Source organism: Leclercia sp. CFBP8987, from assembly GCF_034044995.2.
In the GTDB taxonomy this organism is placed as follows: domain Bacteria; phylum Pseudomonadota; class Gammaproteobacteria; order Enterobacterales; family Enterobacteriaceae; genus Enterobacter; species Enterobacter tamurae.
Genome location: NZ_CM188255.1, coordinates 4,382,587 through 4,405,333, shown reverse-complemented (window position 1 = coordinate 4,405,333; position 22,747 = coordinate 4,382,587). Strand labels below are relative to the sequence as shown.

22 protein-coding genes, 2 tRNA genes and 4 rRNA genes are annotated in these 22,747 nt (G+C 52.5%); 17 read left to right on the top strand and 11 right to left on the bottom strand.

The features are described 5' to 3' along the window. The first annotated feature begins 13 nt into the window (after positions 1-13). The 5 genes from SOM40_RS21175 to SOM40_RS21155 all read left to right on the top strand — a co-directional run bounded on the left by SOM40_RS21175 (position 14) and on the right by SOM40_RS21155 (position 2,631). On the top strand, positions 14-1,003 hold the full coding sequence (locus tag SOM40_RS21175) for a DNA-directed RNA polymerase subunit alpha (protein ID WP_002919219.1): 990 nt from the start codon (positions 14-16) through the stop codon (positions 1,001-1,003). Positions 1,004-1,043: 40 nt separating this feature from the next. Beyond that, complete coding sequence (rplQ, locus tag SOM40_RS21170) at positions 1,044-1,427, top strand: 50S ribosomal protein L17 (protein ID WP_001216368.1); 384 nt, start codon at positions 1,044-1,046, stop codon at positions 1,425-1,427. Between the two features lie 106 nt (positions 1,428-1,533). Further along, positions 1,534-1,902: a DnaJ family domain-containing protein gene (locus SOM40_RS21165; RefSeq protein WP_320531170.1), complete on the top strand. Its 369-nt coding sequence runs from the start codon at positions 1,534-1,536 to the stop codon at positions 1,900-1,902. A gap of 2 nt (positions 1,903-1,904) precedes the next feature. Beyond that, complete coding sequence (gene zntR / locus SOM40_RS21160; RefSeq protein WP_320531171.1) at positions 1,905-2,330, top strand: Zn(2+)-responsive transcriptional regulator; 426 nt, start codon at positions 1,905-1,907, stop codon at positions 2,328-2,330. Positions 2,331-2,385: 55 nt separating this feature from the next. Next, positions 2,386-2,631 carry an alternative ribosome-rescue factor A gene (locus tag SOM40_RS21155; protein ID WP_106996072.1) on the top strand — a complete coding sequence of 82 codons (246 nt, stop codon included), beginning with the start codon at positions 2,386-2,388 and terminating at the stop codon, positions 2,629-2,631. Here the strand turns inward: SOM40_RS21155 and mscL are convergent. The 5 genes from mscL to def form a co-directional block, all read right to left on the bottom strand. Continuing rightward, on the bottom strand, positions 2,599-3,015 hold the full coding sequence (mscL, locus tag SOM40_RS21150) for a large-conductance mechanosensitive channel protein MscL (protein ID WP_032614681.1): 417 nt from the start codon (positions 3,013-3,015) through the stop codon (positions 2,599-2,601). The two genes, SOM40_RS21155 and mscL, sit on opposite strands and share 33 nt — an antisense overlap. 148 nt (positions 3,016-3,163) lie before the next feature. Beyond that, entirely contained in the window at positions 3,164-4,540 is a 1,377-nt protein-coding gene (gene trkA, locus SOM40_RS21145) for a Trk system potassium transporter TrkA (protein WP_320531172.1), read from the bottom strand. Positions 4,541-4,562: 22 nt separating this feature from the next. Continuing rightward, positions 4,563-5,849, bottom strand: a complete 1,287-nt coding sequence (gene rsmB, locus SOM40_RS21140; protein WP_320531173.1) for a 16S rRNA (cytosine(967)-C(5))-methyltransferase RsmB — start codon at positions 5,847-5,849, stop codon at positions 4,563-4,565. 52 nt (positions 5,850-5,901) lie between these two features. Continuing rightward, on the bottom strand, positions 5,902-6,849 hold the full coding sequence (gene fmt / locus SOM40_RS21135; protein ID WP_106996070.1) for a methionyl-tRNA formyltransferase: 948 nt from the start codon (positions 6,847-6,849) through the stop codon (positions 5,902-5,904). 25 nt (positions 6,850-6,874) lie between these two features. After that, entirely contained in the window at positions 6,875-7,384 is a 510-nt protein-coding gene (gene def / locus SOM40_RS21130) for a peptide deformylase (protein ID WP_106996069.1), read from the bottom strand. Positions 7,385-7,511: 127 nt separating this feature from the next. On the opposite strand from def, the gene dprA reads away from it, so the two are divergent. Genes dprA through SOM40_RS21100 form a run of 6 tightly spaced genes read left to right on the top strand, consistent with a single transcriptional unit; the run spans position 7,512 to position 11,295 of the window. After that, positions 7,512-8,636, top strand: coding sequence for a DNA-protecting protein DprA (dprA, locus tag SOM40_RS21125; protein ID WP_320531174.1), 1,125 nt, complete (start codon positions 7,512-7,514; stop codon positions 8,634-8,636). Further along, positions 8,608-9,081, top strand: a complete 474-nt coding sequence (gene smg / locus SOM40_RS21120; protein ID WP_032614670.1) for a DUF494 family protein Smg — start codon at positions 8,608-8,610, stop codon at positions 9,079-9,081. The genes dprA and smg overlap by 29 nt, the downstream gene beginning before the upstream one ends. 26 nt (positions 9,082-9,107) lie before the next feature. Beyond that, positions 9,108-9,662: a DNA topoisomerase family protein gene (locus SOM40_RS21115; protein WP_225760090.1), complete on the top strand. Its 555-nt coding sequence runs from the start codon at positions 9,108-9,110 to the stop codon at positions 9,660-9,662. Then, positions 9,655-10,227, top strand: coding sequence for an L-threonylcarbamoyladenylate synthase type 1 TsaC (gene tsaC / locus SOM40_RS21110; protein ID WP_106996066.1), 573 nt, complete (start codon positions 9,655-9,657; stop codon positions 10,225-10,227). Before SOM40_RS21115 ends, tsaC begins: the two co-directional genes overlap by 8 nt. Before the next feature lie 4 nt (positions 10,228-10,231). After that, on the top strand, positions 10,232-11,050 hold the full coding sequence (aroE, locus tag SOM40_RS21105; protein ID WP_106996065.1) for a shikimate dehydrogenase: 819 nt from the start codon (positions 10,232-10,234) through the stop codon (positions 11,048-11,050). Continuing rightward, positions 11,047-11,295 carry a DUF1488 family protein gene (locus SOM40_RS21100; RefSeq protein ID WP_106996064.1) on the top strand — a complete coding sequence of 83 codons (249 nt, stop codon included), beginning with the start codon at positions 11,047-11,049 and terminating at the stop codon, positions 11,293-11,295. The genes aroE and SOM40_RS21100 overlap by 4 nt, the downstream gene beginning before the upstream one ends. Here SOM40_RS21100 and SOM40_RS21095 read toward each other — a convergent pair. Next, positions 11,271-11,825 (bottom strand): gamma carbonic anhydrase family protein, encoded by a 555-nt coding sequence (locus SOM40_RS21095; protein WP_106996063.1) that lies wholly within the window; start codon positions 11,823-11,825, stop codon positions 11,271-11,273. The two genes, SOM40_RS21100 and SOM40_RS21095, sit on opposite strands and share 25 nt — an antisense overlap. A gap of 472 nt (positions 11,826-12,297) precedes the next feature. On the opposite strand from SOM40_RS21095, the gene SOM40_RS21090 reads away from it, so the two are divergent. From SOM40_RS21090 to rrf (SOM40_RS21065), 6 genes are all read left to right on the top strand, one after another. After that, positions 12,298-13,837, top strand: a 16S ribosomal RNA gene (locus SOM40_RS21090). Positions 13,838-13,924: 87 nt separating this feature from the next. Beyond that, a tRNA-Glu gene (locus SOM40_RS21085) sits at positions 13,925-13,999 on the top strand. 218 nt (positions 14,000-14,217) lie between these two features. Further along, positions 14,218-17,125 (top strand): 23S ribosomal RNA (locus SOM40_RS21080). A gap of 96 nt (positions 17,126-17,221) precedes the next feature. Beyond that, a 5S ribosomal RNA gene (gene rrf / locus SOM40_RS21075) occupies positions 17,222-17,337 on the top strand. 14 nt (positions 17,338-17,351) lie between these two features. After that, positions 17,352-17,427 (top strand) — tRNA-Thr (locus tag SOM40_RS21070). A gap of 38 nt (positions 17,428-17,465) precedes the next feature. Beyond that, positions 17,466-17,581, top strand: a 5S ribosomal RNA gene (gene rrf / locus SOM40_RS21065). Together the 16S, 23S and 5S rRNA genes with 2 tRNA genes alongside form the textbook arrangement of a ribosomal RNA operon. A gap of 104 nt (positions 17,582-17,685) precedes the next feature. Here the strand turns inward: rrf (SOM40_RS21065) and SOM40_RS21060 are convergent. The 5 genes from SOM40_RS21060 to SOM40_RS21040 all read right to left on the bottom strand — a co-directional run bounded on the left by SOM40_RS21060 (position 17,686) and on the right by SOM40_RS21040 (position 22,478). Then, positions 17,686-18,444, bottom strand: a complete 759-nt coding sequence (locus tag SOM40_RS21060) for an amino acid ABC transporter ATP-binding protein (protein ID WP_106994893.1) — start codon at positions 18,442-18,444, stop codon at positions 17,686-17,688. A 7-nt stretch (positions 18,445-18,451) separates the two neighbouring features. Then, on the bottom strand, positions 18,452-19,555 hold the full coding sequence (locus tag SOM40_RS21055) for an amino acid ABC transporter permease (RefSeq protein WP_320531077.1): 1,104 nt from the start codon (positions 19,553-19,555) through the stop codon (positions 18,452-18,454). 9 nt (positions 19,556-19,564) lie between these two features. Further along, a complete protein-coding gene (locus tag SOM40_RS21050; protein ID WP_320531056.1) occupies positions 19,565-20,746 on the bottom strand; it encodes an amino acid ABC transporter permease in 1,182 nt (393 codons plus the stop codon). Positions 20,747-20,814: 68 nt separating this feature from the next. Continuing rightward, positions 20,815-21,840: an amino acid ABC transporter substrate-binding protein gene (locus tag SOM40_RS21045; protein ID WP_106994890.1), complete on the bottom strand. Its 1,026-nt coding sequence runs from the start codon at positions 21,838-21,840 to the stop codon at positions 20,815-20,817. A 416-nt stretch (positions 21,841-22,256) separates the two neighbouring features. Continuing rightward, a complete protein-coding gene (locus tag SOM40_RS21040) occupies positions 22,257-22,478 on the bottom strand; it encodes a lipoprotein (RefSeq protein WP_106994889.1) in 222 nt (73 codons plus the stop codon). Positions 22,479-22,747 lie beyond the last annotated feature (269 nt).

The window sequence follows — 22,747 nt, the reverse complement described above, 5'->3', positions numbered from 1 at the left end:
AAGAGAGGACACAATGCAGGGTTCTGTGACAGAGTTTCTAAAACCGCGCCTGGTAGATATCGAGCAAGTGAGTTCGACGCACGCCAAGGTGACCCTTGAGCCTTTAGAGCGTGGCTTTGGCCATACTCTGGGTAACGCACTGCGCCGTATTCTGCTCTCATCGATGCCGGGTTGCGCGGTGACCGAGGTTGAGATTGATGGTGTACTTCATGAGTACAGCACCAAAGAAGGCGTTCAGGAAGATATCCTTGAAATCCTGCTCAACCTGAAAGGGCTGGCGGTGAGAGTTCAGGGTAAAGATGAAGTTATTCTTACTCTGAATAAATCTGGCATTGGCCCTGTGACTGCAGCCGACATCACCCACGACGGTGATGTTGAAATCGTCAAGCCGCAGCACGTGATCTGCCACCTGACCGATGAGAACGCAGCTATTAGCATGCGTATCAAAGTTCAGCGCGGTCGTGGTTATGTGCCGGCTTCTGCCCGAATTCATTCGGAAGAAGATGAGCGCCCAATCGGCCGTCTGCTGGTCGACGCATGTTACAGCCCTGTAGAGCGTATTGCCTACAATGTTGAAGCAGCGCGTGTAGAACAGCGTACCGACCTGGACAAGCTGGTCATCGAAATGGAAACCAACGGCACAATCGATCCTGAAGAGGCGATTCGTCGTGCGGCAACCATCCTGGCAGAACAACTGGAAGCTTTCGTTGACTTACGTGATGTACGTCAGCCGGAAGTGAAAGAAGAGAAACCAGAATTCGATCCGATCCTGCTGCGCCCTGTTGACGATCTGGAATTGACTGTCCGCTCTGCTAACTGCCTCAAGGCAGAAGCTATCCACTATATCGGTGATCTGGTACAGCGTACCGAGGTTGAGTTGCTGAAAACGCCGAACCTGGGTAAAAAATCTCTTACTGAGATTAAAGACGTGCTGGCTTCACGTGGTCTGTCTCTGGGCATGCGCCTGGAAAACTGGCCACCGGCAAGCATTGCTGACGAGTAACCGGATCACAGGTTAAGGTTTTACTGAGAAGGATAAGGTCATGCGCCATCGTAAGAGTGGTCGTCAACTGAACCGCAACAGCAGCCATCGCCAGGCTATGTTCCGCAACATGGCAGGTTCACTGGTTCGTCATGAGATCATCAAGACGACCCTGCCTAAAGCGAAAGAGCTGCGTCGCGTAGTTGAGCCGCTGATTACTCTTGCCAAGACTGACAGCGTTGCTAATCGTCGTCTGGCATTCGCCCGTACTCGTGATAACGAGATCGTGGCAAAACTGTTTAACGAACTGGGCCCGCGTTTCGCGAGCCGTGCCGGTGGTTACACTCGTATTCTAAAGTGTGGCTTCCGTGCAGGCGACAACGCGCCGATGGCTTACATCGAGCTGGTTGATCGTTCAGAGAAAGCAGAAGCTGCTGCAGAGTAATCTGTAGCAACGTAAAAAAACCCGCCTCGGCGGGTTTTTTTATATCTGCTGGATCCCCACTTTCCTACAATAGTCGTATTCATTTTATTCTCTGCGGAGTTTTGCTATGTGGTTACTTGACCTGTGGGCAGAACGACACATTCTTGACGCTCAACGCCAGGGTGAATTCGATAATCTGCCCGGGAGTGGGCAACCGTTGATGCTGGACGATGATTCTCATGTTCCTGCTGAACTGAGAGCGGGTTATCGGATGTTGAAAAATGCAGGTTGCCTGCCGCCAGAGCTTGAGCAGCGTAAAGAGGCAGTCGAACTCGCTCAATTACTCAATTCGGTCAGACAGGGCACTGCCGAGCACACGGATTACAGCCGTCGTCTCGCACTGCTCGAACTTAAGCTTCGTCAGGCGGGAGTGAACACAGATTTCCTGCGTGGCGACTATGCCGATCGGTTAGCGTCAAAAATGAATGAGGAATAACGATGTATCGTATTGGTGAGATTGCGAAGCTGGCTGACGTCACCCCTGACACCATCCGTTATTACGAAAAGCAGCAGATGATGGAGCATGAAATTCGCACGGAAGGTGGCTTTCGGTTGTATACCGATAAGGATCTTCAGCGTCTGAAGTTTATTCGCCATGCCCGGCAGCTGGGATTTACGCTGGAGTCGATCCGGGAACTGCTGTCGATCCGTATCGATCCCGAACACCATACCTGCCAGGAATCAAAAAGTATTGTGCAGGCGAGGCTGAGTGAGGTCGAAGCGCGTATTGAAGAGTTACAAACGATGCGCCTGTCACTGCAGCGATTGAATGATGCCTGTTGTGGCACCGGGCACAGCAGCGTCTACTGCTCGATACTGGAAACCCTCGAGCAGGGAGCAAACGGGGAAAATCGCGGCTGTTGATTTTATTGCCTTCAGCTTTTACACTCGCGTGGATATTTTATATACCGGAGAGTTTATGAGCCATTATCAGCATAAGAAAGGTCAAATCAACGATAACGCTATCGAGGCATTATTACATGATCCATTATTCAGACAGCGGATCGAGAAGAATAAGAAAGGGAAAGGAAGTTATCTGCGTAAAACTAAACATGCAAAACGGGGTAACTGGGAGGCCAGTGGCAAGCAAGCGAATCGCTTTCTTACCACTGGCCTTCTTGCTTTCAGAGCCTTACAAAGTGCGGTTGTTCTGCGCTTTCAGTAAGTCACGAATTTCTGTCAGCAATACTTCTTCTTTGGATGGGGCTGCCGGTGCAGCAGGTTCTTCTTTTTTCTTACGGTTCAATCTGTTGATGAGCTTTATAGCCATGAAGATGGCAAAAGCAACAATCACAAAATCAAATACGTTCTGAATAAACACGCCGTAATGCATTACTACTGCAGGAATATCACCTTGTGCTTCACGCAGGGTTATGGCGAATTGTTTGAAATCAATCCCGCCAATTAACAATCCCAGCGGGGGCATGATGATATCAGCAACCAGTGATGAAACGATCTTACCAAACGCTGCACCAATAATTACACCCACAGCCAAATCCACTACATTCCCGCGCATCGCAAATTCGCGAAATTCTTTAATAAAACTCATTTTGTTCTCCTTGTGCCAGCTGACAAATACAAGTCTAACAAATCATTAGCGGATTGCCATTGAAGAGAGATATGCGTCACAGAAATATAACCCTTACATATTATTGGGTTAAATAAGTAAAGGTGCTGATAACAGCACCTTTGAGGTATTACAGGAAGAAAGGACTCGGCTGGAAGAGGCGTTCGACGTCGGTAATAAACTTTTTATCAGTGAGGAACATAATCACATGATCCCCCTGCTCAATACGTAAATTATCATTGGCGATCATCACGTCATTGCCCCGCACTACTGCGCCAATGATGGTACCCGGTGGGAGCTTAATCTCATCAATGGAACGTCCAACCACACGAGACGTGCTCTCATCGCCGTGCGCCACGGCTTCGATAGCTTCTGCCACCCCACGACGTAGAGAAGATACGCCCACGATATCCGCTTTACGCACATGGCTCAGCAGGGCAGAAATGGTGGCCTGTTGTGGCGAAATCGCAATATCGATAACGCTTCCCTGCACCAGATCTACATAGGCGCGGCGCTGGATAAGCACCATTACCTTTTTCGCCCCCATCCTTTTTGCCAGCATCGCTGACATGATGTTGGCTTCGTCATCGTTGGTAACCGCGATGAAAAGATCGACTTGATCGATATGCTCTTCGGCAAGCAGCTCCTGATCCGACGCATCGCCATAAAAAACGATCGTATTCTGCAGTTTTTCGGCCAGCTCAGAAGCACGCTGTTGATCGCGTTCGATCAACTTAACGCTGTAATCTTTTTCCAGCTGGCGAGCCAGACCGGCACCGATATTACCGCCCCCGACAAGCATGATCCGCTTATAGGGTTTTTCCAGTCGCTGAAGCTCACTCATCACCGCGCGAATATGTTGCGACGCGGCGATAAAGAACACTTCATCTCCGGCTTCGACAATGGTGGAGCCTTGCGGACGGATAGGGCGGTCATGACGGAAAATCGCGGCAACGCGGGTGTCGATGTGCGGCATATGTTCGCGCATGGTGGAGAGCGCGTTACCAATCAGCGGGCCACCATAATAGGCTTTTACCACTGCAAGACTGACTTTGCCTTCCGCGAAATTCACTACCTGCAGTGCACCCGGGTATTCAATCAGCCGGTAGATACTGTCAATAACCAGCTGTTCTGGCGCGATGAGATGGTCGATCGGAACCGCATCGGAATTGAACAGCTTATCGGCATCACGCACATAATCCGGAGAACGGATACGCGCGATGCGGTTTGGCGTGTTGAATAACGAATAGGCCACCTGACAGGCAACCATATTGGTTTCATCGGAACTGGTAACGGCAACCAGCATATCGGCATCATCCGCACCGGCTTCACGTAACACCCGGGGATGGGAGCCATGCCCCTGAACCACCCGCAGATCGAATTTATCCTGCAGGCTGCGCAGACGATCGCTATTGGTATCAACAATAGTGATGTCATTATTCTCACCGACCAGGTTTTCTGCCAGCGTACCGCCCACCTGTCCCGCGCCCAGAATGATTATCTTCATATCTTGTGACCCGTTATCAACATCACGCTTTGATTAGCTTAGCGTAAAAGAAGCCATCGCCTTCTTCTGCCCCAGGCAGGTTTTGTTTGCCGGGCTGCTCTGGCGTACCGGTCAGATGTAGACGCGCATCTGGCGTACGCTTCAGGAACGCCGCAATCTGCTGACTATTCTCTTCTGGCAGTACGGAACAGGTGGCATAAACCAGCGTCCCACCTGTTTTCAGATGTGGCCAGATAGCGTCAAGGATCTCTGACTGCAGCTGTGCCAGCTCATTAATATCCCGGTCGCGGCGTAGCCATTTAATATCCGGATGACGGCGAATCACCCCGGTAGCTGAACATGGGGCGTCCAGTAAAATACGATCGAACTGCTCATCCCCGCACCACTGAGCAGGCGTGCGCCCGTCGCCCTGCTTAACCTCAGCCTTCATGCCCAGACGCTTAAGATTATCGTAGACCCGGGACAGACGCTGTTCATCAACATCGACGGCCATCACGCTTGCCTGTGGCGCAACTTCCAGAATATGCGTTGTCTTACCGCCAGGTGCGGCACACAGATCGAGGATACGCTCACCGTTTTTCGGCTCAAGCCAGGTCATGCAACCCTGAGCGGAGGCATCCTGAACGGTAACCCAGCCTTGTTCAAATCCCGGAAGAGCAAGTACCGGCGCTGGTGCGGCAAGACGAACCGCATCACTATAATCCGGATGCGGAAAACCACTCATCCCGGCTTCTTCCAGTAGGGCCAGCCACCCATCGCGGGAGTGGTGGTTGCGGTTGACGCGTAACCACATTGGCGGCCGCTGGTTATTGGCCTCAACCACCGTTTCCCACTGCTGAGGATAGGCTTTTTGCAGACGTTTTAATAACCAGTCGGGATGCAGGAAACGTTTCTCGGAGCGGGAAAATTCAGCCAGCAACTCATCCTGTTGGCGCTGAAACTGACGTAATACGCCGTTAATCAGCCCCTTAAGCTGCGGACGCTTAACCGCAACCGCACCCTCTACCGTTTCAGCCAGTGCGGCATGAGGCGGAATGCGGGTATGCAGTAACTGATAGAAGCCGACCATGATCAGATAATGAAGTACGCGCTGTTTGCCCGCCATCGGGCGCGCCATCAGTTTGCCGATTAGCCATTCCAGCTGAGGTAAGGTGCGCAGAACGCCAAAGCACAATTCCTGAAGCAGTGCTTTATCCTTATCGGAAACTTTTTGCTGTAACGGTGGCAGGACATTGCTCAGGGATTGGCCCTGTTCGACCACTTGTTCAATCGCCTGTGCTGCCAGGCTGCGTAAATTTTGTTTTTTCATAACCGCAAAAATAAAAATGCCCGGAAACACCGGGCCTTAAATGGAGATGATTTCAGGCGAGACTATTACCAGGCGTAAACCATTCGCGGCGTGAGTTCAGAAGGTCCTGCGCGCTCATGGCTTTTTTACCTGCAGGTTGTAAGGATTCCAGATTGAGGATCCCTTCAACAGTTGCGACCTGAATACCCTGCTTACTGGCTTCAATAATCGTTCCGGGCGCGGCGTTTGCCTGTCCGTCAATCACGGAGGCCTGCCAGACTTTCACCGGCTGCCCGTCTATCTCCAGCCAGCTCATTGGCCAGGGATTAAATGCCCGGATGCAACGTTCAAGCTGGGCTGCGGAAAGTGACCAGTCGAGGCGGGCCTCTTCTTTGCTGAGCTTTTCGGCGTAGGTCACCAGGGCTTCGTCCTGGACTTCTGGCTGAGTACGGTTATCCGCCAGCTGTTGCAGCGTATCGATAAGCCCTTTTGGTCCAAGTTCCGCCAGTTTGTCATACAGCGTGGCGCTGGTGTCTTCGGCAGTAATGGGGCAGGAAAGCTTATAAAGCATGTCGCCAGTATCCAGACCCACGTCCATCTGCATGATCGTCACGCCAGTGTCGGCATCGCCGGCCCACAAAGAGCGTTGAATCGGCGCCGCCCCGCGCCAGCGCGGAAGCAGTGAGCCGTGGACGTTAATGCAACCCAGGCGCGGCATATCAAGCACCGCTTTTGGCAGGATGAGGCCATATGCCACAACCACCATGACATCCGCATTTAAATCAGCGACCAGCTGCTGGTTTTCCTGCGGACGTAACGAAGCAGGCTGAAACACCGGTAAGCCATGTTCTTCCGCCAGCACTTTAACCGGGCTCGGCATCAATTTTTTACCACGGCCTGCCGGGCGATCGGGCTGAGTAAAAACGCCCACAACCTTATGGCCAGACGACAACAGCGCGTCCAGATGACGCGCTGCAAAGTCAGGTGTTCCTGCGAAGATGATACGTAGTGATGTAGACACGTTATTCCTTGTATCCGGGGTCACGTTATGCGCGGGTGCGCATGCGATCCAGTTTCTCTACTTTCTGACGAATACGTTGCTGCTTCAGTGGAGAGAGGTAATCGATAAACAGTTTACCGACCAGATGATCCATCTCATGCTGAATGCAGATCGCCAGCAGATCGTCTGCTTCCAGTTCAAAAGGCTTACCGTCGCGATCGAGCGCGCGGATTTTAACTTTTTCTGCACGAGGAACCAGCGCTCTCTGCTCAGGAATAGAGAGACAGCCTTCTTCGATTCCGGTTTCGCCGCTTTTTTCCAGTAACTCCGGGTTAATTAACACCAGGCGTCCTTCACGGTTTTCGGAAACGTCGATCACGATAATGCGCTGGTGAATATCAACCTGCGTCGCCGCGAGACCAATGCCTTCTTCGGCGTACATCGTATCGAACATATCATCAATGATACGTTGAGTTTCTGCATTCACTTCTTTTACCGGCTCGGCGACTTTGCGAAGGCGCTCGTCCGGGATATGTAACACTTGCAAAACTGCCATATTTTTCCAGAGTCGTGTTCAGGAGTTGATAAGAATATACCCTCTATTCTAGACAAAACCCCCTCTGATTGACAGCATCAGTGACCAATCGCAAAGATTGCTATAGCGGCTTGTGGCAGGGGAAAGGATGACATCCACAGAGATATGGTTACGCCTGATCAGCACTGGAGAATTGTACGGCGATAAGATGGTGGCGATAGCGCAGCAGTTACAGCGCCAACCCCATATTGATGGTGCTGTGCTGACAGGAATGGGGCTGACCCAAAAGCAAAAGGCGCGGTTTCTTACATTTTCGCCGCGTGAACTTGATCGCAGCATGCAGTGGCTGGCAGAACCGGATCATCACCTGATATGTGCTGATAGTGCTCTCTATCCCGTCCAGCTACGCGCCATTACGGATTATCCGGGCGCCCTGTTCGTCAGGGGGGCTGTGCAGGTGCTGTCGAGCCTGCAGCTGGCCGTCGTTGGTAGCCGTTCCCACTCCTGGTATGGAGAGCGGTGGGGAACCCTCCTGTGCGAGCAGCTGGCCCAGGCGGGCCTGACGATTACCAGCGGCCTGGCCTGCGGAATCGATGGGGTCGCGCATCGCGCCGCACTTACCGTAAAGGGGAAGAGCGTGGCGGTTTTAGGCAATGGTTTGTCCGAAGTCTATCCCCGACGCCATACCTCGCTGGCCACGCGTCTTGTTGAGAGCGGTGGCGCTGTGATTTCGGAGTTTCCTCTCGCTACGCCTCCCTGGCCCGGTAATTTTCCCCGGCGTAACCGCATCATTAGCGGCCTGAGTCAGGGGGTATTCGTCATCGAAGCATTGTTAAGGAGCGGCTCACTCGTTACCGCGAAATGTGCACTCGAACAGGGGCGCGAAGTCTTTGCGCTACCAGGGGCGATTGGAAACCCGGGTTGCGAGGGACCTCACTGGTTGATAAAGCAGGGTGCCACGCCAGTGACGGCGGTAGATGATATTCTGGAAAGTTTGCGTTATGGCCTTAACTGGCTGCCACAGGATCCCGAAAATGGGCTTTATTCATCAGATCAGGACCAGGTAGCATTGCCATTTCCTGAGCTCCTGGCTAACGTAGGAGATGAGGTAACACCTGTTGACGTTGTCGCTGAACGTGCCGGCCAACCTGTGCCAGTAACGGTAGCACAGCTACTGGAACTGGAGTTAGCAGGATGGATCGCAGCTGTACCCGGCGGCTATGTCCGATTAAGGAGGGCAAGCCATGTTCGACGTACTCATGTATTTGTTTGAGACTTACATCCATAACGAAGCTGAAGCACGCGTGGATCAGGACAAACTTACACGCGATCTCACCGATGCAGGTTTCGAACGGGAAGATATTTACAACGCGTTAATATGGCTCGAAAAACTGGCTGATTATCAGGAAGGCCTCGCCGAACCGATGCAGTTAGCTTCCGATCCGCTGTCTGTACGCATTTATACGGCTGAAGAATGTGAAAGGCTGGATGCCAGTTGCCGGGGATTTGTTTTATTCCTGGAGCAGATTCAGGTGCTGAACCTCGAAACGCGAGAAATGGTGATAGAGCGCGTCATGGCGCTGGATACGGCAGAATTTGAACTGGAAGATCTGAAATGGGTCATCCTGATGGTTCTGTTCAACATTCCAGGCTGTGAAAATGCCTATCAACAAATGGAAGAATTACTCTTTGAAGTGAATGAAGGTATGCTGCATTAATTCATCATGCAGCACCAAGAGTTGTTATGGCCAAATCAGCACTATTTACGGTGCATAAAAATGAGCCCTGCCCACAGTGTGGAGCAGAGCTTGTTATCCGGTCCGGTAAGCACGGGCCGTTTCTCGGTTGTTCACACTATCCAGACTGTGATTATGTCCGTCCCCTGAAGAATCAGGCGGACGGACATATTGTTAAAGTTTTGGAGGGGCAGCCGTGCCCACAATGTGGCGCGGATCTGGCGTTGCGTCAGGGTCGTTATGGCATGTTTATCGGCTGCAGCCGCTATCCTGAATGTGAGCACACTGAACAGATAGATAAACCCGATGAAACAGCGTTGGCCTGTCCACAATGCGATAGCGGTCATCTTGTTCAACGGCGTTCACGTTACGGTAAGACATTCCACTCCTGCGATCGTTATCCTGAATGTCAGTTCGTCACCAATTTCAAACCGGTGGCGGGGAGCTGTCCTGAATGCCGCTACCCGCTACTTATCGAGAAGAAAACGGCGCAAGGCATGAAGCGTTTTTGCGCCAGTAAACAATGTGGAAAGCCGGTTTCGGCGGATCAAAAAAGTGAATAATAACCTGCAGTCAGGCTCCATCGCGCATGCGGTGGACGTACTGAATAAAGAAGACGTCATCGCTTATCCAACAGAAGCTGTTTTTGGGGTTGGGTGCGATCCCGACAGCGAAATGGCCGTATCGCGCCTGTTAACACTTAAGCAGAGACCGGTTGAAAAAGGCCTGATTCTCATCGCAGCCAGTTTCGAACAGCTTAAACCTTATATTGATGATTCCATGTTGACGTCAGCGCAGCGTGAGGCCATCGATGCCGCATGGCCCGGACCCGTGACCTTTGTGTTTCCCGCGCTGCCAACCACGCCGCGATGGCTGACGGGACGGTTTGATTCACTCGCCGTTCGCGTGACCGACCATCCATTGGTTATCGAACTCTGTAATCGTTTTGGTAAACCGCTGGTCTCAACCAGTGCCAATCTGACGGGATTGCCCCCTTGCCGCACCTCAGAAGAGGTATTAGCGCAGTTTGGTGACGATTTCCCGGTAGTTATCGGTGAAACCGGTGGCCGCCTGAACCCGTCTGAAATTCGTGATGCGTTGACCGGCGAACGTTTTCGCCAGGGGTAATCAAATGGAAGCGTACGCCGTTTTTGGTAATCCAATTGCTCACAGCAAGTCGCCGTTTATTCATCAGCAATTTGCGCAGCAGCTGCGCATCGAGCACCCTTATGGTCGCGTACTTGCGCCTGTCGACGCATTTGTGACAACGCTGGATAGCTTCTTTGCTGGTGGCGGAAAAGGAGCGAATGTCACTGTGCCTTTTAAAGAAGAGGCATTTGAACGCGCCGATGAGTTAACGGAACGCGCGGCTCTTGCAGGCGCTGTGAATACCCTTAAACGGCTTGAAGATGGTCGGATTCTCGGAGACAACACGGACGGCATTGGCTTGCTAAGCGATCTGGAACGACTGTCATTTATCAAACCTGGCGCGCGTATTCTGTTGATCGGTGCGGGTGGTGCGTCGCGGGGCGTGATTCTGCCGCTACTCTCTCTGGATTGCGCCGTGACCATTACGAATCGTACTTATTCCCGTGCAGTAGAGCTGGCCACCCTATTTGCCCATACCGGGAGTATTCATGCAGTAGCTCTGGACGCGCTGAGCGGCCATGAATTTGATCTGATTATTAATGCGACCTCCAGTGGTATAGCCGGTGACGTTCCCGCTATACCCTCTTCATTAGTTAACGCCCAGGTTCACTGCTATGACATGTTCTACCAAAAAGGCAAAACGCCTTTTCTGAACTGGTGTGAACAGAAAGGCGCAAAACATGTTGCTGACGGGCTGGGAATGCTGGTGGGGCAGGCGGCACACGCCGTAATGCTCTGGCATGGTGTATTGCCGGCAGTAGAGCCGGTCATTGAAAAGCTTAAACAGGAGTTGTCGGCATGAACCAGGCGATCCAGTTTCCGGATCGGGAAACGTGGGACGACGAAAAGCAGGCCGTCTGTTTTCCCGCTCTGGTGAATGGTATGCAAATGATGTGTGCGATCGAAGGGACAACGCTGGTTCGTCGTTTTGGCGAAGGCTTTCCGCTCAATATCTTTCGCGAACATCGCTGGGATCTGGAAGAAGAAGCCAGCGATGCGATCCGCGAGGGTGACGAGGACGATCAGGGATGGTTCTGGCTCTCTTGATCCAGATAGTCATTCTTCCATTTAACGTAGTTATTGGCTGAGTACTTCAGACCTTCCTTTTCCGCTTCCGTCAGGGGGCGGATCTGTTTGACCGGGCTTCCTAAATAGAGAAAGCCACTTTCCAGCCGCTTATTTTGCGGAACCAGACTCCCGGCACCAATCATCACCTCATCTTCTATTACTACACCATCCAACAAAATCGATCCCATACCCACCAGAACGCGATTGCCAATCGTGCAGCCGTGCAGCATCACTTTATGGCCGACTGTCACCTCTTCACCGATGACCAGTGGGTTGCCTTCAGGGTTATAAGCCGATTTATGGGTGACATGCAGGACGCTGCCATCCTGAATATTGGTCCGTGCGCCAATAGAGACATAGTTAACATCGCCGCGTATAGCGACCAGGGGCCAGATACTGACGTCGTCGTCCATTCGGACATCGCCAATGACCACACTACTGCTGTCGATCATGACGCGATCGCCTTGTTTAGGGAAAAGATCTTTATAGGGACGGAGTACTGCGGACATATCAACCTCTACTAATGAGCACTATATAGAAGACTGTGAGCCTGTTATTCGGCTTGATCAAGGGAGAATTACGTCATTATTTGAGCGGATCGCGTGGGATTTCGGCGAAAAGAACGAAAAAAGAACAGTCAGCAGAAAAGATCGAAAAAATGCTTGTGCTAAAAACTGGGATCCCTATAATGCGCCTCCATCGACACGGCAGATGTGAATCACTTCACACAAACAGCCGGGTCGGTTGAAGAGAAAAGCGAAAATAAACGCTTGACTCTGAAAGAGGAAAGCGTAATATACGCCACCTCGCAACGGTGAGCGAAAGCCGCGTTGCACTGCTCTTTAACAATTTATCAGACAATCTGTGTGGGCACTCAAAGTGACATGGATTCTTAACGTCGCAAGACGAAAAATGAATACCAAAGTCTCTGAGTGAACATACGTAATTCATTACGAAGTTTAATTCACGAGCATCAAACTTAAATTGAAGAGTTTGATCATGGCTCAGATTGAACGCTGGCGGCAGGCCTAACACATGCAAGTCGAGCGGTAGCACAGGGAGCTTGCTCCTGGGTGACGAGCGGCGGACGGGTGAGTAATGTCTGGGAAACTGCCTGATGGAGGGGGATAACTACTGGAAACGGTAGCTAATACCGCATAACGTCGCAAGACCAAAGAGGGGGACCTTCGGGCCTCTTGCCATCAGATGTGCCCAGATGGGATTAGCTAGTAGGTGGGGTAATGGCTCACCTAGGCGACGATCCCTAGCTGGTCTGAGAGGATGACCAGCCACACTGGAACTGAGACACGGTCCAGACTCCTACGGGAGGCAGCAGTGGGGAATATTGCACAATGGGCGCAAGCCTGATGCAGCCATGCCGCGTGTATGAAGAAGGCCTTCGGGTTGTAAAGTACTTTCAGCGAGGAGGAAGGCGGTGAGGTTAATAACCTCATCGATTGACGTTACTCGCAGAAGAAGCACCGGCTAACTCCGTGCCAGCAGCCGCGGTAATACGGAGGGTGCAAGCGTTAATCGGAATTACTGGGCGTAAAGCGCACGCAGGCGGTCTGTCAAGTCGGATGTGAAATCCCCGGGCTCAACCTGGGAACTGCATTCGAAACTGGCAGGCTAGAGTCTTGTAGAGGGGGGTAGAATTCCAGGTGTAGCGGTGAAATGCGTAGAGATCTGGAGGAATACCGGTGGCGAAGGCGGCCCCCTGGACAAAGACTGACGCTCAGGTGCGAAAGCGTGGGGAGCAAACAGGATTAGATACCCTGGTAGTCCACGCCGTAAACGATGTCGACTTGGAGGTTGTTCCCTTGAGGAGTGGCTTCCGGAGCTAACGCGTTAAGTCGACCGCCTGGGGAGTACGGCCGCAAGGTTAAAACTCAAATGAATTGACGGGGGCCCGCACAAGCGGTGGAGCATGTGGTTTAATTCGATGCAACGCGAAGAACCTTACCTACTCTTGACATCCAGAGAACTTAGCAGAGATGCTTTGGTGCCTTCGGGAACTCTGAGACAGGTGCTGCATGGCTGTCGTCAGCTCGTGTTGTGAAATGTTGGGTTAAGTCCCGCAACGAGCGCAACCCTTATCCTTTGTTGCCAGCGGTTAGGCCGGGAACTCAAAGGAGACTGCCAGTGATAAACTGGAGGAAGGTGGGGATGACGTCAAGTCATCATGGCCCTTACGAGTAGGGCTACACACGTGCTACAATGGCGCATACAAAGAGAAGCGACCTCGCGAGAGCAAGCGGACCTCATAAAGTGCGTCGTAGTCCGGATTGGAGTCTGCAACTCGACTCCATGAAGTCGGAATCGCTAGTAATCGTAGATCAGAATGCTACGGTGAATACGTTCCCGGGCCTTGTACACACCGCCCGTCACACCATGGGAGTGGGTTGCAAAAGAAGTAGGTAGCTTAACCTTCGGGAGGGCGCTTACCACTTTGTGATTCATGACTGGGGTGAAGTCGTAACAAGGTAACCGTAGGGGAACCTGCGGTTGGATCACCTCCTTACCTTAAAGAACCTGCCTTTGCAGTGTCCACACAGATTGTCTGATGAAAAGTAACGAGCAAGACGGCTGCGAAGTCGCGACACATCGTGTCCCCTTCGTCTAGCGGTTAGGACTCCGCCCTTTCACGGCGGCAACAGGGGTTCGAATCCCCTAGGGGACGCCACTTGCTGGGTGTGAGTGAAAGGCACAACCAATCAGTATCTCAAAACTGACTGTTAAGTCATGTTTGAGATATTTGCTCTTTAAAAATCTGGATCAAGCTGAAAATTGAAACGACACACTGTGTCTGCTCTCCGTAATAAGAGCAGATGAAGGTGTGTTCGAGTCTCTCAAATTTTCGCAAAACGATGATGGATCGAAAGAGACATCTTCGGGTTGTGAGGTTAAGCGACTAAGCGTACACGGTGGATGCCTAGGCAGTCAGAGGCGATGAAGGACGTGCTAATCTGCGATAAGCGTCGGTAAGGTGATATGAACCGTTATAACCGACGATTTCCGAATGGGGAAACCCAGTGTGATTCGTCACACTATCGTTAAGTGAATACATAGCTTAACGAAGCGAACCAGGGGAACTGAAACATCTAAGTACCCTGAGGAAAAGAAATCAACCGAGATTCCCCCAGTAGCGGCGAGCGAACGGGGAGCAGCCCAGAGTCTGAATCAGCATGTGTGTCAGTGGAAGCGTCTGGAAAGTCGCAGGGTACAGGGTGATACTCCCGTACACGAAGATACACCTGCTGTGAACTCGAAGAGTAGGGCGGGACACGTGGTATCCTGTCTGAATATGGGGGGACCATCCTCCAAGGCTAAATACTCCTGACTGACCGATAGTGAACCAGTACCGTGAGGGAAAGGCGAAAAGAACCCCGGCGAGGGGAGTGAAAAAGAACCTGAAACCGTGTACGTACAAGCAGTGGGAGCCTGATTCGTCAGGTGACTGCGTACCTTTTGTATAATGGGTCAGCGACTTATATTCTGTAGCAAGGTTAACCGTATAGGGGAGCCGAAGGGAAACCGAGTCTTAACTGGGCGTTAAGTTGCAGGGTATAGACCCGAAACCCGGTGATCTAGCCATGGGCAGGTTGAAGGTTGGGTAACACTAACTGGAGGACCGAACCGACTAATGTTGAAAAATTAGCGGATGACTTGTGGCTGGGGGTGAAAGGCCAATCAAACCGGGAGATAGCTGGTTCTCCCCGAAAGCTATTTAGGTAGCGCCTCGTGAATTCATCTCCGGGGGTAGAGCACTGTTTCGGCTAGGGGGCCATCCCGGCTTACCAACCCGATGCAAACTGCGAATACCGGAGAATGTTATCACGGGAGACACACGGCGGGTGCTAACGTCCGTCGTGAAGAGGGAAACAACCCAGACCGCCAGCTAAGGTCCCAAAGTCATGGTTAAGTGGGAAACGATGTGGGAAGGCACAGACAGCCAGGATGTTGGCTTAGAAGCAGCCATCATTTAAAGAAAGCGTAATAGCTCACTGGTCGAGTCGGCCTGCGCGGAAGATGTAACGGGGCTAAACCATGCACCGAAGCTGCGGCAGCGACGCTTATGCGTTGTTGGGTAGGGGAGCGTTCTGTAAGCCGTCGAAGGTGGACTGTGAGGTCTGCTGGAGGTATCAGAAGTGCGAATGCTGACATAAGTAACGATAAAGCGGGTGAAAAACCCGCTCGCCGGAAGACCAAGGGTTCCTGTCCAACGTTAATCGGGGCAGGGTGAGTCGACCCCTAAGGCGAGGCCGAAAGGCGTAGTCGATGGGAAACAGGTTAATATTCCTGTACTCGGTGTTACTGCGAAGGGGGGACGGAGAAGGCTATGTTGGCCGGGCGACGGTTGTCCCGGTTTAAGCATGTAGGCGGAGGTTCCAGGTAAATCCGGAACCTTACTAACGCTGAGGTGTGATGACGAGGCACTACGGTGCTGAAGCAACAAATGCCCTGCTTCCAGGAAAAGCCTCTAAGCATCAGGTAACATCAAATCGTACCCCAAACCGACACAGGTGGTCAGGTAGAGAATACCAAGGCGCTTGAGAGAACTCGGGTGAAGGAACTAGGCAAAATGGTGCCGTAACTTCGGGAGAAGGCACGCTGATGGTAAGTGAAGCGACTTGCTCGTGGAGCTGAAATCAGTCGAAGATACCAGCTGGCTGCAACTGTTTATTAAAAACACAGCACTGTGCAAACACGAAAGTGGACGTATACGGTGTGACGCCTGCCCGGTGCCGGAAGGTTAATTGATGGGGTTAGCGGCAACGCGAAGCTCTTGATCGAAGCCCCGGTAAACGGCGGCCGTAACTATAACGGTCCTAAGGTAGCGAAATTCCTTGTCGGGTAAGTTCCGACCTGCACGAATGGCGTAATGATGGCCAGGCTGTCTCCACCCGAGACTCAGTGAAATTGAAATCGCTGTGAAGATGCAGTGTACCCGCGGCAAGACGGAAAGACCCCGTGAACCTTTACTATAGCTTGACACTGAACACTGGTCCTTGATGTGTAGGATAGGTGGGAGGCTTTGAAGCGTGGACGCCAGTCTGCGTGGAGCCAACCTTGAAATACCACCCTTTAATGGCTGGTGTTCTAACGTGGACCCGTAATCCGGGTTGCGGACAGTGTCTGGTGGGTAGTTTGACTGGGGCGGTCTCCTCCTAAAGAGTAACGGAGGAGCACGAAGGTTAGCTAATCCTGGTCGGACATCAGGAGGTTAGTGCAATGGCATAAGCTAGCTTGACTGCGAGAGTGACGGCTCGAGCAGGTGCGAAAGCAGGTCATAGTGATCCGGTGGTTCTGTATGGAAGGGCCATCGCTCAACGGATAAAAGGTACTCCGGGGATAACAGGCTGATACCGCCCAAGAGTTCATATCGACGGCGGTGTTTGGCACCTCGATGTCGGCTCATCACATCCTGGGGCTGAAGTAGGTCCCAAGGGTACGGCTGTTCGCCGTTTAAAGTGGTACGCGAGCTGGGTTTAGAACGTCGTGAGACAGTTCGGTCCCTATCTGCCGTGGGCGCTGGAGAATTGAGGGGGGCTGCTCCTAGTACGAGAGGACCGGAGTGGACGCATCACTGGTGTTCGGGTTGTCATGCCAATGGCACTGCCCGGTAGCTAAATGCGGAAAAGATAAGTGCTGAAAGCATCTAAGCACGAAACTTGCCCCGAGATGAGTTCTCCCTGACTCCCTGAGAGTCCTGAAGGAACGTTGAAGACGACGACGTTGATAGGTCGGGTGTGTAAGCGCAGCGATGCGTTGAGCTAACCGATACTAATGAACCGTGAGGCTTAACCTTACAACGCCGAAGCTGTTTCGGCGGACTTGAGAAGACGATTTTCAGCTGATACAGATTACTCAGGCCGCACACGCTGCGTCCTGACAACAGAATTTGCCTGGCGGCTGTAGCGCGGTGGTCCCACCTGACCCCATGCCGAACTCAGAAGTGAAACGCCGTAGCGCCGATGGTAGTGTGGGGTCTCCCCATGCGAGAGTAGGGAACTGCCAGGCATCAAATTAAGTGTGCTGATATGGCTCAGTTGGTAGAGCGCACCCTTGGTAAGGGTGAGGTCCCCAGTTCGACTCTGGGTATCAGCACCAGTTTTTAGGTTAAAGTTCGGCGCGTAGAAAAGAATTTGTCTGGCGGCTGTAGCGCGGTGGTCCCACCTGACCCCATGCCGAACTCAGAAGTGAAACGCCGTAGCGCCGATGGTAGTGTGGGGTCTCCCCATGCGAGAGTAGGGAACTGCCAGACATCAAATAAGTGAAAAGGCCATCCGCAAGGATGGCCTTTTTGCGTTTGCGCGGGCATAAAAATGCCAGACCCGGCGCGCAAAGCGCCACCGGGCAGGGTAATTATTAGTGAATAACCTGTGATAAGAACGCGCGCGTACGCTCTGATTTTGGGTGGGAGAAGAACTCTTCCGGCGCTGCTTGCTCGACGATTTCCCCGCGATCCATAAAGATCACCCGATCCGCGACGGTTCTGGCGAAACCCATCTCATGCGTCACACACAGCATCGTCATGCCCGATTCAGCCAGCCCTATCATGGTATCCAGAACCTCTTTTACCATCTCCGGATCCAGCGCTGAGGTCGGCTCATCGAACAGCATGATTTTAGGTTTCATGCATAAAGAGCGGGCGATTGCCACGCGCTGTTGCTGTCCACCCGAGATCTGTCCCGGAAACTTATGCGCATGTTCTGCAATGCGCACGCGTTCCAGATAGTGCATGGCCAGCGCCTCGGCTTCCTTTTTCGGCATTTTGCGCACCCAGATTGGGGCCAGAGTGCAGTTTTGCAGAACGGTCAGATGGGGAAACAGATTGAAATGCTGGAAAACCATGCCGACTTCCTGGCGGACACGCTCCACGTTACGGATGTCATCGTTTAGCTCAATACCATCAACAACAATCCGTCCCTGCTGATGCTCTTCCAGATGGTTAATACAGCGGATAGTCGTGGATTTACCCGAGCCTGACGGCCCACAAAGAACAATACGCTCGCCCTGTTTCACCTTCAGGTTAATGTCTTTCAAAACATGAAATTGTCCGTACCACTTATTCACATTATCCAGCGTAATCATCGCGTCAGCGGGGGTCATAGTTATCTGGCTCATAGGTTCCTCAGTGCGGTGTACGCCCGGTGTTAAAGCGCTTTTCCAGATGCTGGCTGTAGCGCGACATGCTAAAACAGAAAATCCAGTAGATAAGCGCAGCAAAAACATAGCCTTCTGTCGACATGCCCAGCCACGCCGGGTCGACGGTAGCCTGCTGCACGCTACTGAAAAGATCGAATAATCCAATGATGATCACCAGACTGGTATCTTTGAACAGCGCGATAATGGTGTTCACCAGTCCGGGGATCACCAGCTTCAGCGCCTGTGGCAGGATCACTAGTCCCTGCGTTTTCCAGTACCCCAGCGCCAGCGATTCGGCGCCTTCGTACTGGCCTTTGGGTAGCGCCTGCAGCCCGCCGCGTACGACCTCAGCCACATAGGCAGACTGGAACAGAATGACGCCAACCAGGGCGCGGATCAGTTTGTCGATGGTGGTGCCCTCCGCCATAAACAGCGGCAGCATTACCGACGACATAAACAGCACGGTGATCAGCGGAACGCCGCGCCAGAACTCGATAAAAATCACCGAGAGGATGCGTACGACCGGCATGGTTGAGCGACGGCCCAGGGCCAGTAAAATGCCTAAAGGCAATGCGCCGGCGATCCCGACCGAGGCGATGATCAGCGTCAGCGTCAAGCCACCCCACTGCCGGGTTTCCACCCGCTCCAGTCCCAGCATCCCGCCATACAGCAGGAACCAGACGATAAGCGGATAGACCACCGCCCAGCAGGCGATGTACCGTCCCCGCTGCGGCATCCCTTTCCAGAACATCGGGATGATGGAGAGTAGCCCGACGAGCAGCGCAAGATTGATGCGCCAGCGCTGGTCGTGAGGGTAGAGCCCATACATGAACTGGCCGAAACGCTGATGAATAAAGACCCAGCAGGCTCCCTCTTTCGTACAGTCGGCACGGGTAGTGCCGATCCAGTTAGCCTGCAAAAACGCCCAATTGAGCAGCGGCGGGATCAGCTCCCACATCAGCCAGAAGCAGAGCAGAGTGAGTAAGCTGTTACTCCAGCTTGAGAACAGGTTTTTACGTGCCCAGAGAATAATGCGACCGTTGCCGGTAGTGGCCGGACGCACAGGGTGAGACAAGACGGCTTTTGTCATCATGGTTCCTTAGCGTTCAACCAGCGCGATGCGACGGTTATAGATATTCATCAACAGGGAAATGGTCAGGCTGATAATCAGGTAGACCGACATGGTGATGGCGATAGTTTCGATGGCCTGGCCCGTCTGATTGAGCACGGTGCCGGCAAACAGGGAAACCATATCGGGATAGCCAATCGCAGCCGCAAGGGACGAGTTTTTCACAATATTGAGATACTGGCTGGTCAGCGGTGGAATGATGACCCGCATGGCCTGAGGGATGATGACCTGACGCAGCGTGACCGGGTTCGGCAGGCCGAGCGAGCGGGCGGCTTCATGCTGACCATGAGGAACGGCCTGGATCCCGGCGCGAATAATCTCTGCGATAAAGGCCGAGGTATAGATCGACAGTGCCAGGGTCAGGGCTGCCAGTTCCGGGATCAGAACCATGCCGCCGCGGAAGTTAAACCCCTGCAACGTCGGAATATCCCAGTGCATCGCCGGGCCCGCAATGATATGTGCCAGCCCCGACAGGATCACCAGCAAGGCCAGCGTGACGGGCCAGGTGCGTCGCAGCTGTCCGGTTTTCATCTGATGCTTGCGGTTGTAGCGAAACAGCCCGACGGTAATCACTGCGACACAGGCCAGAGCCGCCAGCAGCGCCAGCATCCCTTCGGCAATCTGCGGCGCCGGGATATACAAACCACGATTGCTTAAAAAGGCCAGATCGAACGCATCCACCGCCTGACGTGGCCCGGGCAGGTTGCGCAGGACGGCGAAATACCAGAAGAAGATCTGCAGCAGCGGCGGAATATTACGGAAGGTCTCGATATACAACGTGGAGAGCTTACGCAGCAGCCAGTTATCAGACAGGCGTGCGAGACCGAGGAAAAAGCCCAGCAGAGAAGCAAAGACAATGCATAATCCGGAGACCAGCAGCGTATTCATCAGGCCGACCAGGAAGACGCGACCGTAGGTATCTCCTTCATCGTAAGCAATTAAATGCTGAACAATGCCAAATCCCGCACTGCGGTCAAGGAAGGCAAAGCCCGAAGTAATGCCGCGTGTACTCAGGTTGGTAACGGTGTTGTGGAACAAGTAGATCGCGACGGCCAGGACAGCGAGAACAGCGAGGATCTGAAACAGCCAGGCGCGAACCGCAGGATTAGAAAAGGAGAGGGCTCCTTTCAGGGCTAAGCGGCGATGGGACATAAAAAACCTCGGGTAACCATGACTCTGGACTGGGCACCGCACCGGCAGTGCCCGTTACAGCAAGCTGCTTAGCGTACTGGCGGAGCGTACTGAATGCCGCCATTGTTCCAGAGGTTGTTCTGACCACGGCTGATCTTCAGCGCGCTTTCAGAGCCAACGTTACGCTCGAAGATTTCAGCGTAGTTACCCACCTTTTTAATGATGTTGTACGCCCATTTGTTATCCAGCTTCAGATCCTTGCCGTAATCACCCTCTTTACCCAGCAGGTGGGCCATATCCGGTGTGGATGGATTGGCGGCTTTCTCATCGACGTTTTTGGAATTGATGCCCATCTCTTCGGCGTTGAGCATGGCGAACAGCGTCCAGCGCACCACGGCGTTCCATTCATCATCCCCACGGCGCACTACCGGGCCCAGCGGCTCTTTAGAGATCACCTCTGGCAGAACGATAAATTCAGCCGGATTACTCAGCTTGATCCGCAGTGCGTACAGCTGGGACTGATCCGATGCCAGGGTATCACAGCGGCCCGATTCCAGCGCTTTGGCCGATTCGTCAGAGCGATCGAAGGTCACCGGCGTATATTTCATGTTATTGGCTTTGAAATAATCGGCGACGTTCAGTTCGGTGTCGGTACCCGCCTGAATACAGACCGTCGCGCCATCCAGCTCTTTTGCACTCTTCAGGCCCGCTTTATTGTGCGTCAGGAAACCAATACCGTCGTAATAGGTCACGCCGGTGAAGGACATGCCCATGCCGGCATCACGTGACGAGGTCCAGGTGGTATTACGTGAAAGCAAATCCACTTCGCCAGACTGCAGGGCGGTAAAACGCTCTTTCGCCGTCAGTGGGGTGTATTTCACCTTGGTATCGTCACCTAATACCGCGGCAGCAACGCCACGGCACACGTCGACATCGATACCGGAGAATTTACCGTTGGCGTCTGCGTAGGAGAAACCTGGCAGGCCGTCGCTGATCCCACATTGCACAAAACCTTTCTGCTTAACGGCATCCAGCGTGGCACCCGCCTGAGCCTGGCCGGCGATCGCAAGAAGCACACCTGCAGCGGCGAGGCTGGCCATCATCATCTTTTTCATAATGCATCCTGTGTGGCGAAAATTATCGTTATAGTGAAGCGTTTATAAACGCTTTAACCTGTCTGTGGCTGTGGCCGACGTTAATAAAGCAAACGTGATGCCAGTTTTTGCATTCAACGTAATAAACGATTACGCAACGCGTAAAGCTGAGTGTAGACAGTGATAATTAAATTGAGCGCCCTGAAATGGTGCGAAATTACAACCTGCGCCACAAATCAGAGCAAAAGTCTGATTAAGAAACGAATGCATAGAGGGAGAATTTATGGCGTAAATATCGTAAGCCAGCAAGGTGTGAATAACGTCACGTCGCCAAATTGAAAGGAATATAAAAAAGCAAAAAGATGTGAGCAGATTCAGGTTTAATTATTAACCTAAATCGGAAAAGCAAAAGCGCGAACGAATTCGCGCTTTGTAGATTACTTGGACACGGCAATGATGCCCAGCGTCAGACCTGCAACGGCTGCTGCGCCACCGGCGATCGCCCCTGCAGTTTCCCAGTTATCCTGCGTGGTGCCTTTCATACAGGTATTGGTATGAACCAGTCGGCCCTGATCGTCGTATGTCGGTACGCACGGAGAGTCATGCGCGCAACCCGCAAGTAGCGCGGTAAGGAGTGCAACCGAAATGAGTCTTTTCATGGTGTTACCTCAAAATGAAATCTAACTTTGCGATATAGTCAGTACGGTCTTCTGCAAAGCTGATGGTTATATTACCACCGCTTAAAAACAGCCATGAAGAGTGAATAATCTCAAATTATTTGGATTGTAAAAAAGATGGAGAAATCTCTCTTTCTGCACGCTAATAATGGAGAGATTAGGGAGGCGAATTGATTAAGTGTGCAAGCTAAAAATCGCAAGCAAACAATTCATTGGTGCGCTAATTAATAAGTTAAATTAATGGATAAGAA

What these genes read in the sequence shown, in the direction of transcription:
- SOM40_RS21175 (WP_002919219.1), top strand. Translation starts at nt 14, where the DNA reads ATGCAGGGTTCTGTGACAGAGTTTCTAAAACCGCGCCTGGTAGATATC.
- smg (WP_032614670.1), top strand. Translation starts at nt 8,608, where the DNA reads ATGTTCGACGTACTCATGTATTTGTTTGAGACTTACATCCATAACGAA.
- SOM40_RS21055 (WP_320531077.1), bottom strand. Translation starts at nt 19,555, where the DNA reads ATGACAAAAGCCGTCTTGTCTCACCCTGTGCGTCCGGCCACTACCGGC.
- SOM40_RS21060 (WP_106994893.1), bottom strand. Translation starts at nt 18,444, where the DNA reads ATGAGCCAGATAACTATGACCCCCGCTGACGCGATGATTACGCTGGAT.
- zntR (WP_320531171.1), top strand. Translation starts at nt 1,905, where the DNA reads ATGTATCGTATTGGTGAGATTGCGAAGCTGGCTGACGTCACCCCTGAC.
- SOM40_RS21115 (WP_225760090.1), top strand. Translation starts at nt 9,108, where the DNA reads ATGGCCAAATCAGCACTATTTACGGTGCATAAAAATGAGCCCTGCCCA.
- def (WP_106996069.1), bottom strand. Translation starts at nt 7,384, where the DNA reads ATGGCAGTTTTGCAAGTGTTACATATCCCGGACGAGCGCCTTCGCAAA.
- SOM40_RS21045 (WP_106994890.1), bottom strand. Translation starts at nt 21,840, where the DNA reads ATGAAAAAGATGATGATGGCCAGCCTCGCCGCTGCAGGTGTGCTTCTT.
- SOM40_RS21100 (WP_106996064.1), top strand. Translation starts at nt 11,047, where the DNA reads ATGAACCAGGCGATCCAGTTTCCGGATCGGGAAACGTGGGACGACGAA.
- mscL (WP_032614681.1), bottom strand. Translation starts at nt 3,015, where the DNA reads ATGAGTTTTATTAAAGAATTTCGCGAATTTGCGATGCGCGGGAATGTA.
- trkA (WP_320531172.1), bottom strand. Translation starts at nt 4,540, where the DNA reads ATGAAGATAATCATTCTGGGCGCGGGACAGGTGGGCGGTACGCTGGCA.
- aroE (WP_106996065.1), top strand. Translation starts at nt 10,232, where the DNA reads ATGGAAGCGTACGCCGTTTTTGGTAATCCAATTGCTCACAGCAAGTCG.
- SOM40_RS21050 (WP_320531056.1), bottom strand. Translation starts at nt 20,746, where the DNA reads ATGTCCCATCGCCGCTTAGCCCTGAAAGGAGCCCTCTCCTTTTCTAAT.
- dprA (WP_320531174.1), top strand. Translation starts at nt 7,512, where the DNA reads ATGACATCCACAGAGATATGGTTACGCCTGATCAGCACTGGAGAATTG.
- SOM40_RS21040 (WP_106994889.1), bottom strand. Translation starts at nt 22,478, where the DNA reads ATGAAAAGACTCATTTCGGTTGCACTCCTTACCGCGCTACTTGCGGGT.
- SOM40_RS21165 (WP_320531170.1), top strand. Translation starts at nt 1,534, where the DNA reads ATGTGGTTACTTGACCTGTGGGCAGAACGACACATTCTTGACGCTCAA.
- SOM40_RS21095 (WP_106996063.1), bottom strand. Translation starts at nt 11,825, where the DNA reads ATGTCCGCAGTACTCCGTCCCTATAAAGATCTTTTCCCTAAACAAGGC.
- rplQ (WP_001216368.1), top strand. Translation starts at nt 1,044, where the DNA reads ATGCGCCATCGTAAGAGTGGTCGTCAACTGAACCGCAACAGCAGCCAT.
- rsmB (WP_320531173.1), bottom strand. Translation starts at nt 5,849, where the DNA reads ATGAAAAAACAAAATTTACGCAGCCTGGCAGCACAGGCGATTGAACAA.
- SOM40_RS21155 (WP_106996072.1), top strand. Translation starts at nt 2,386, where the DNA reads ATGAGCCATTATCAGCATAAGAAAGGTCAAATCAACGATAACGCTATC.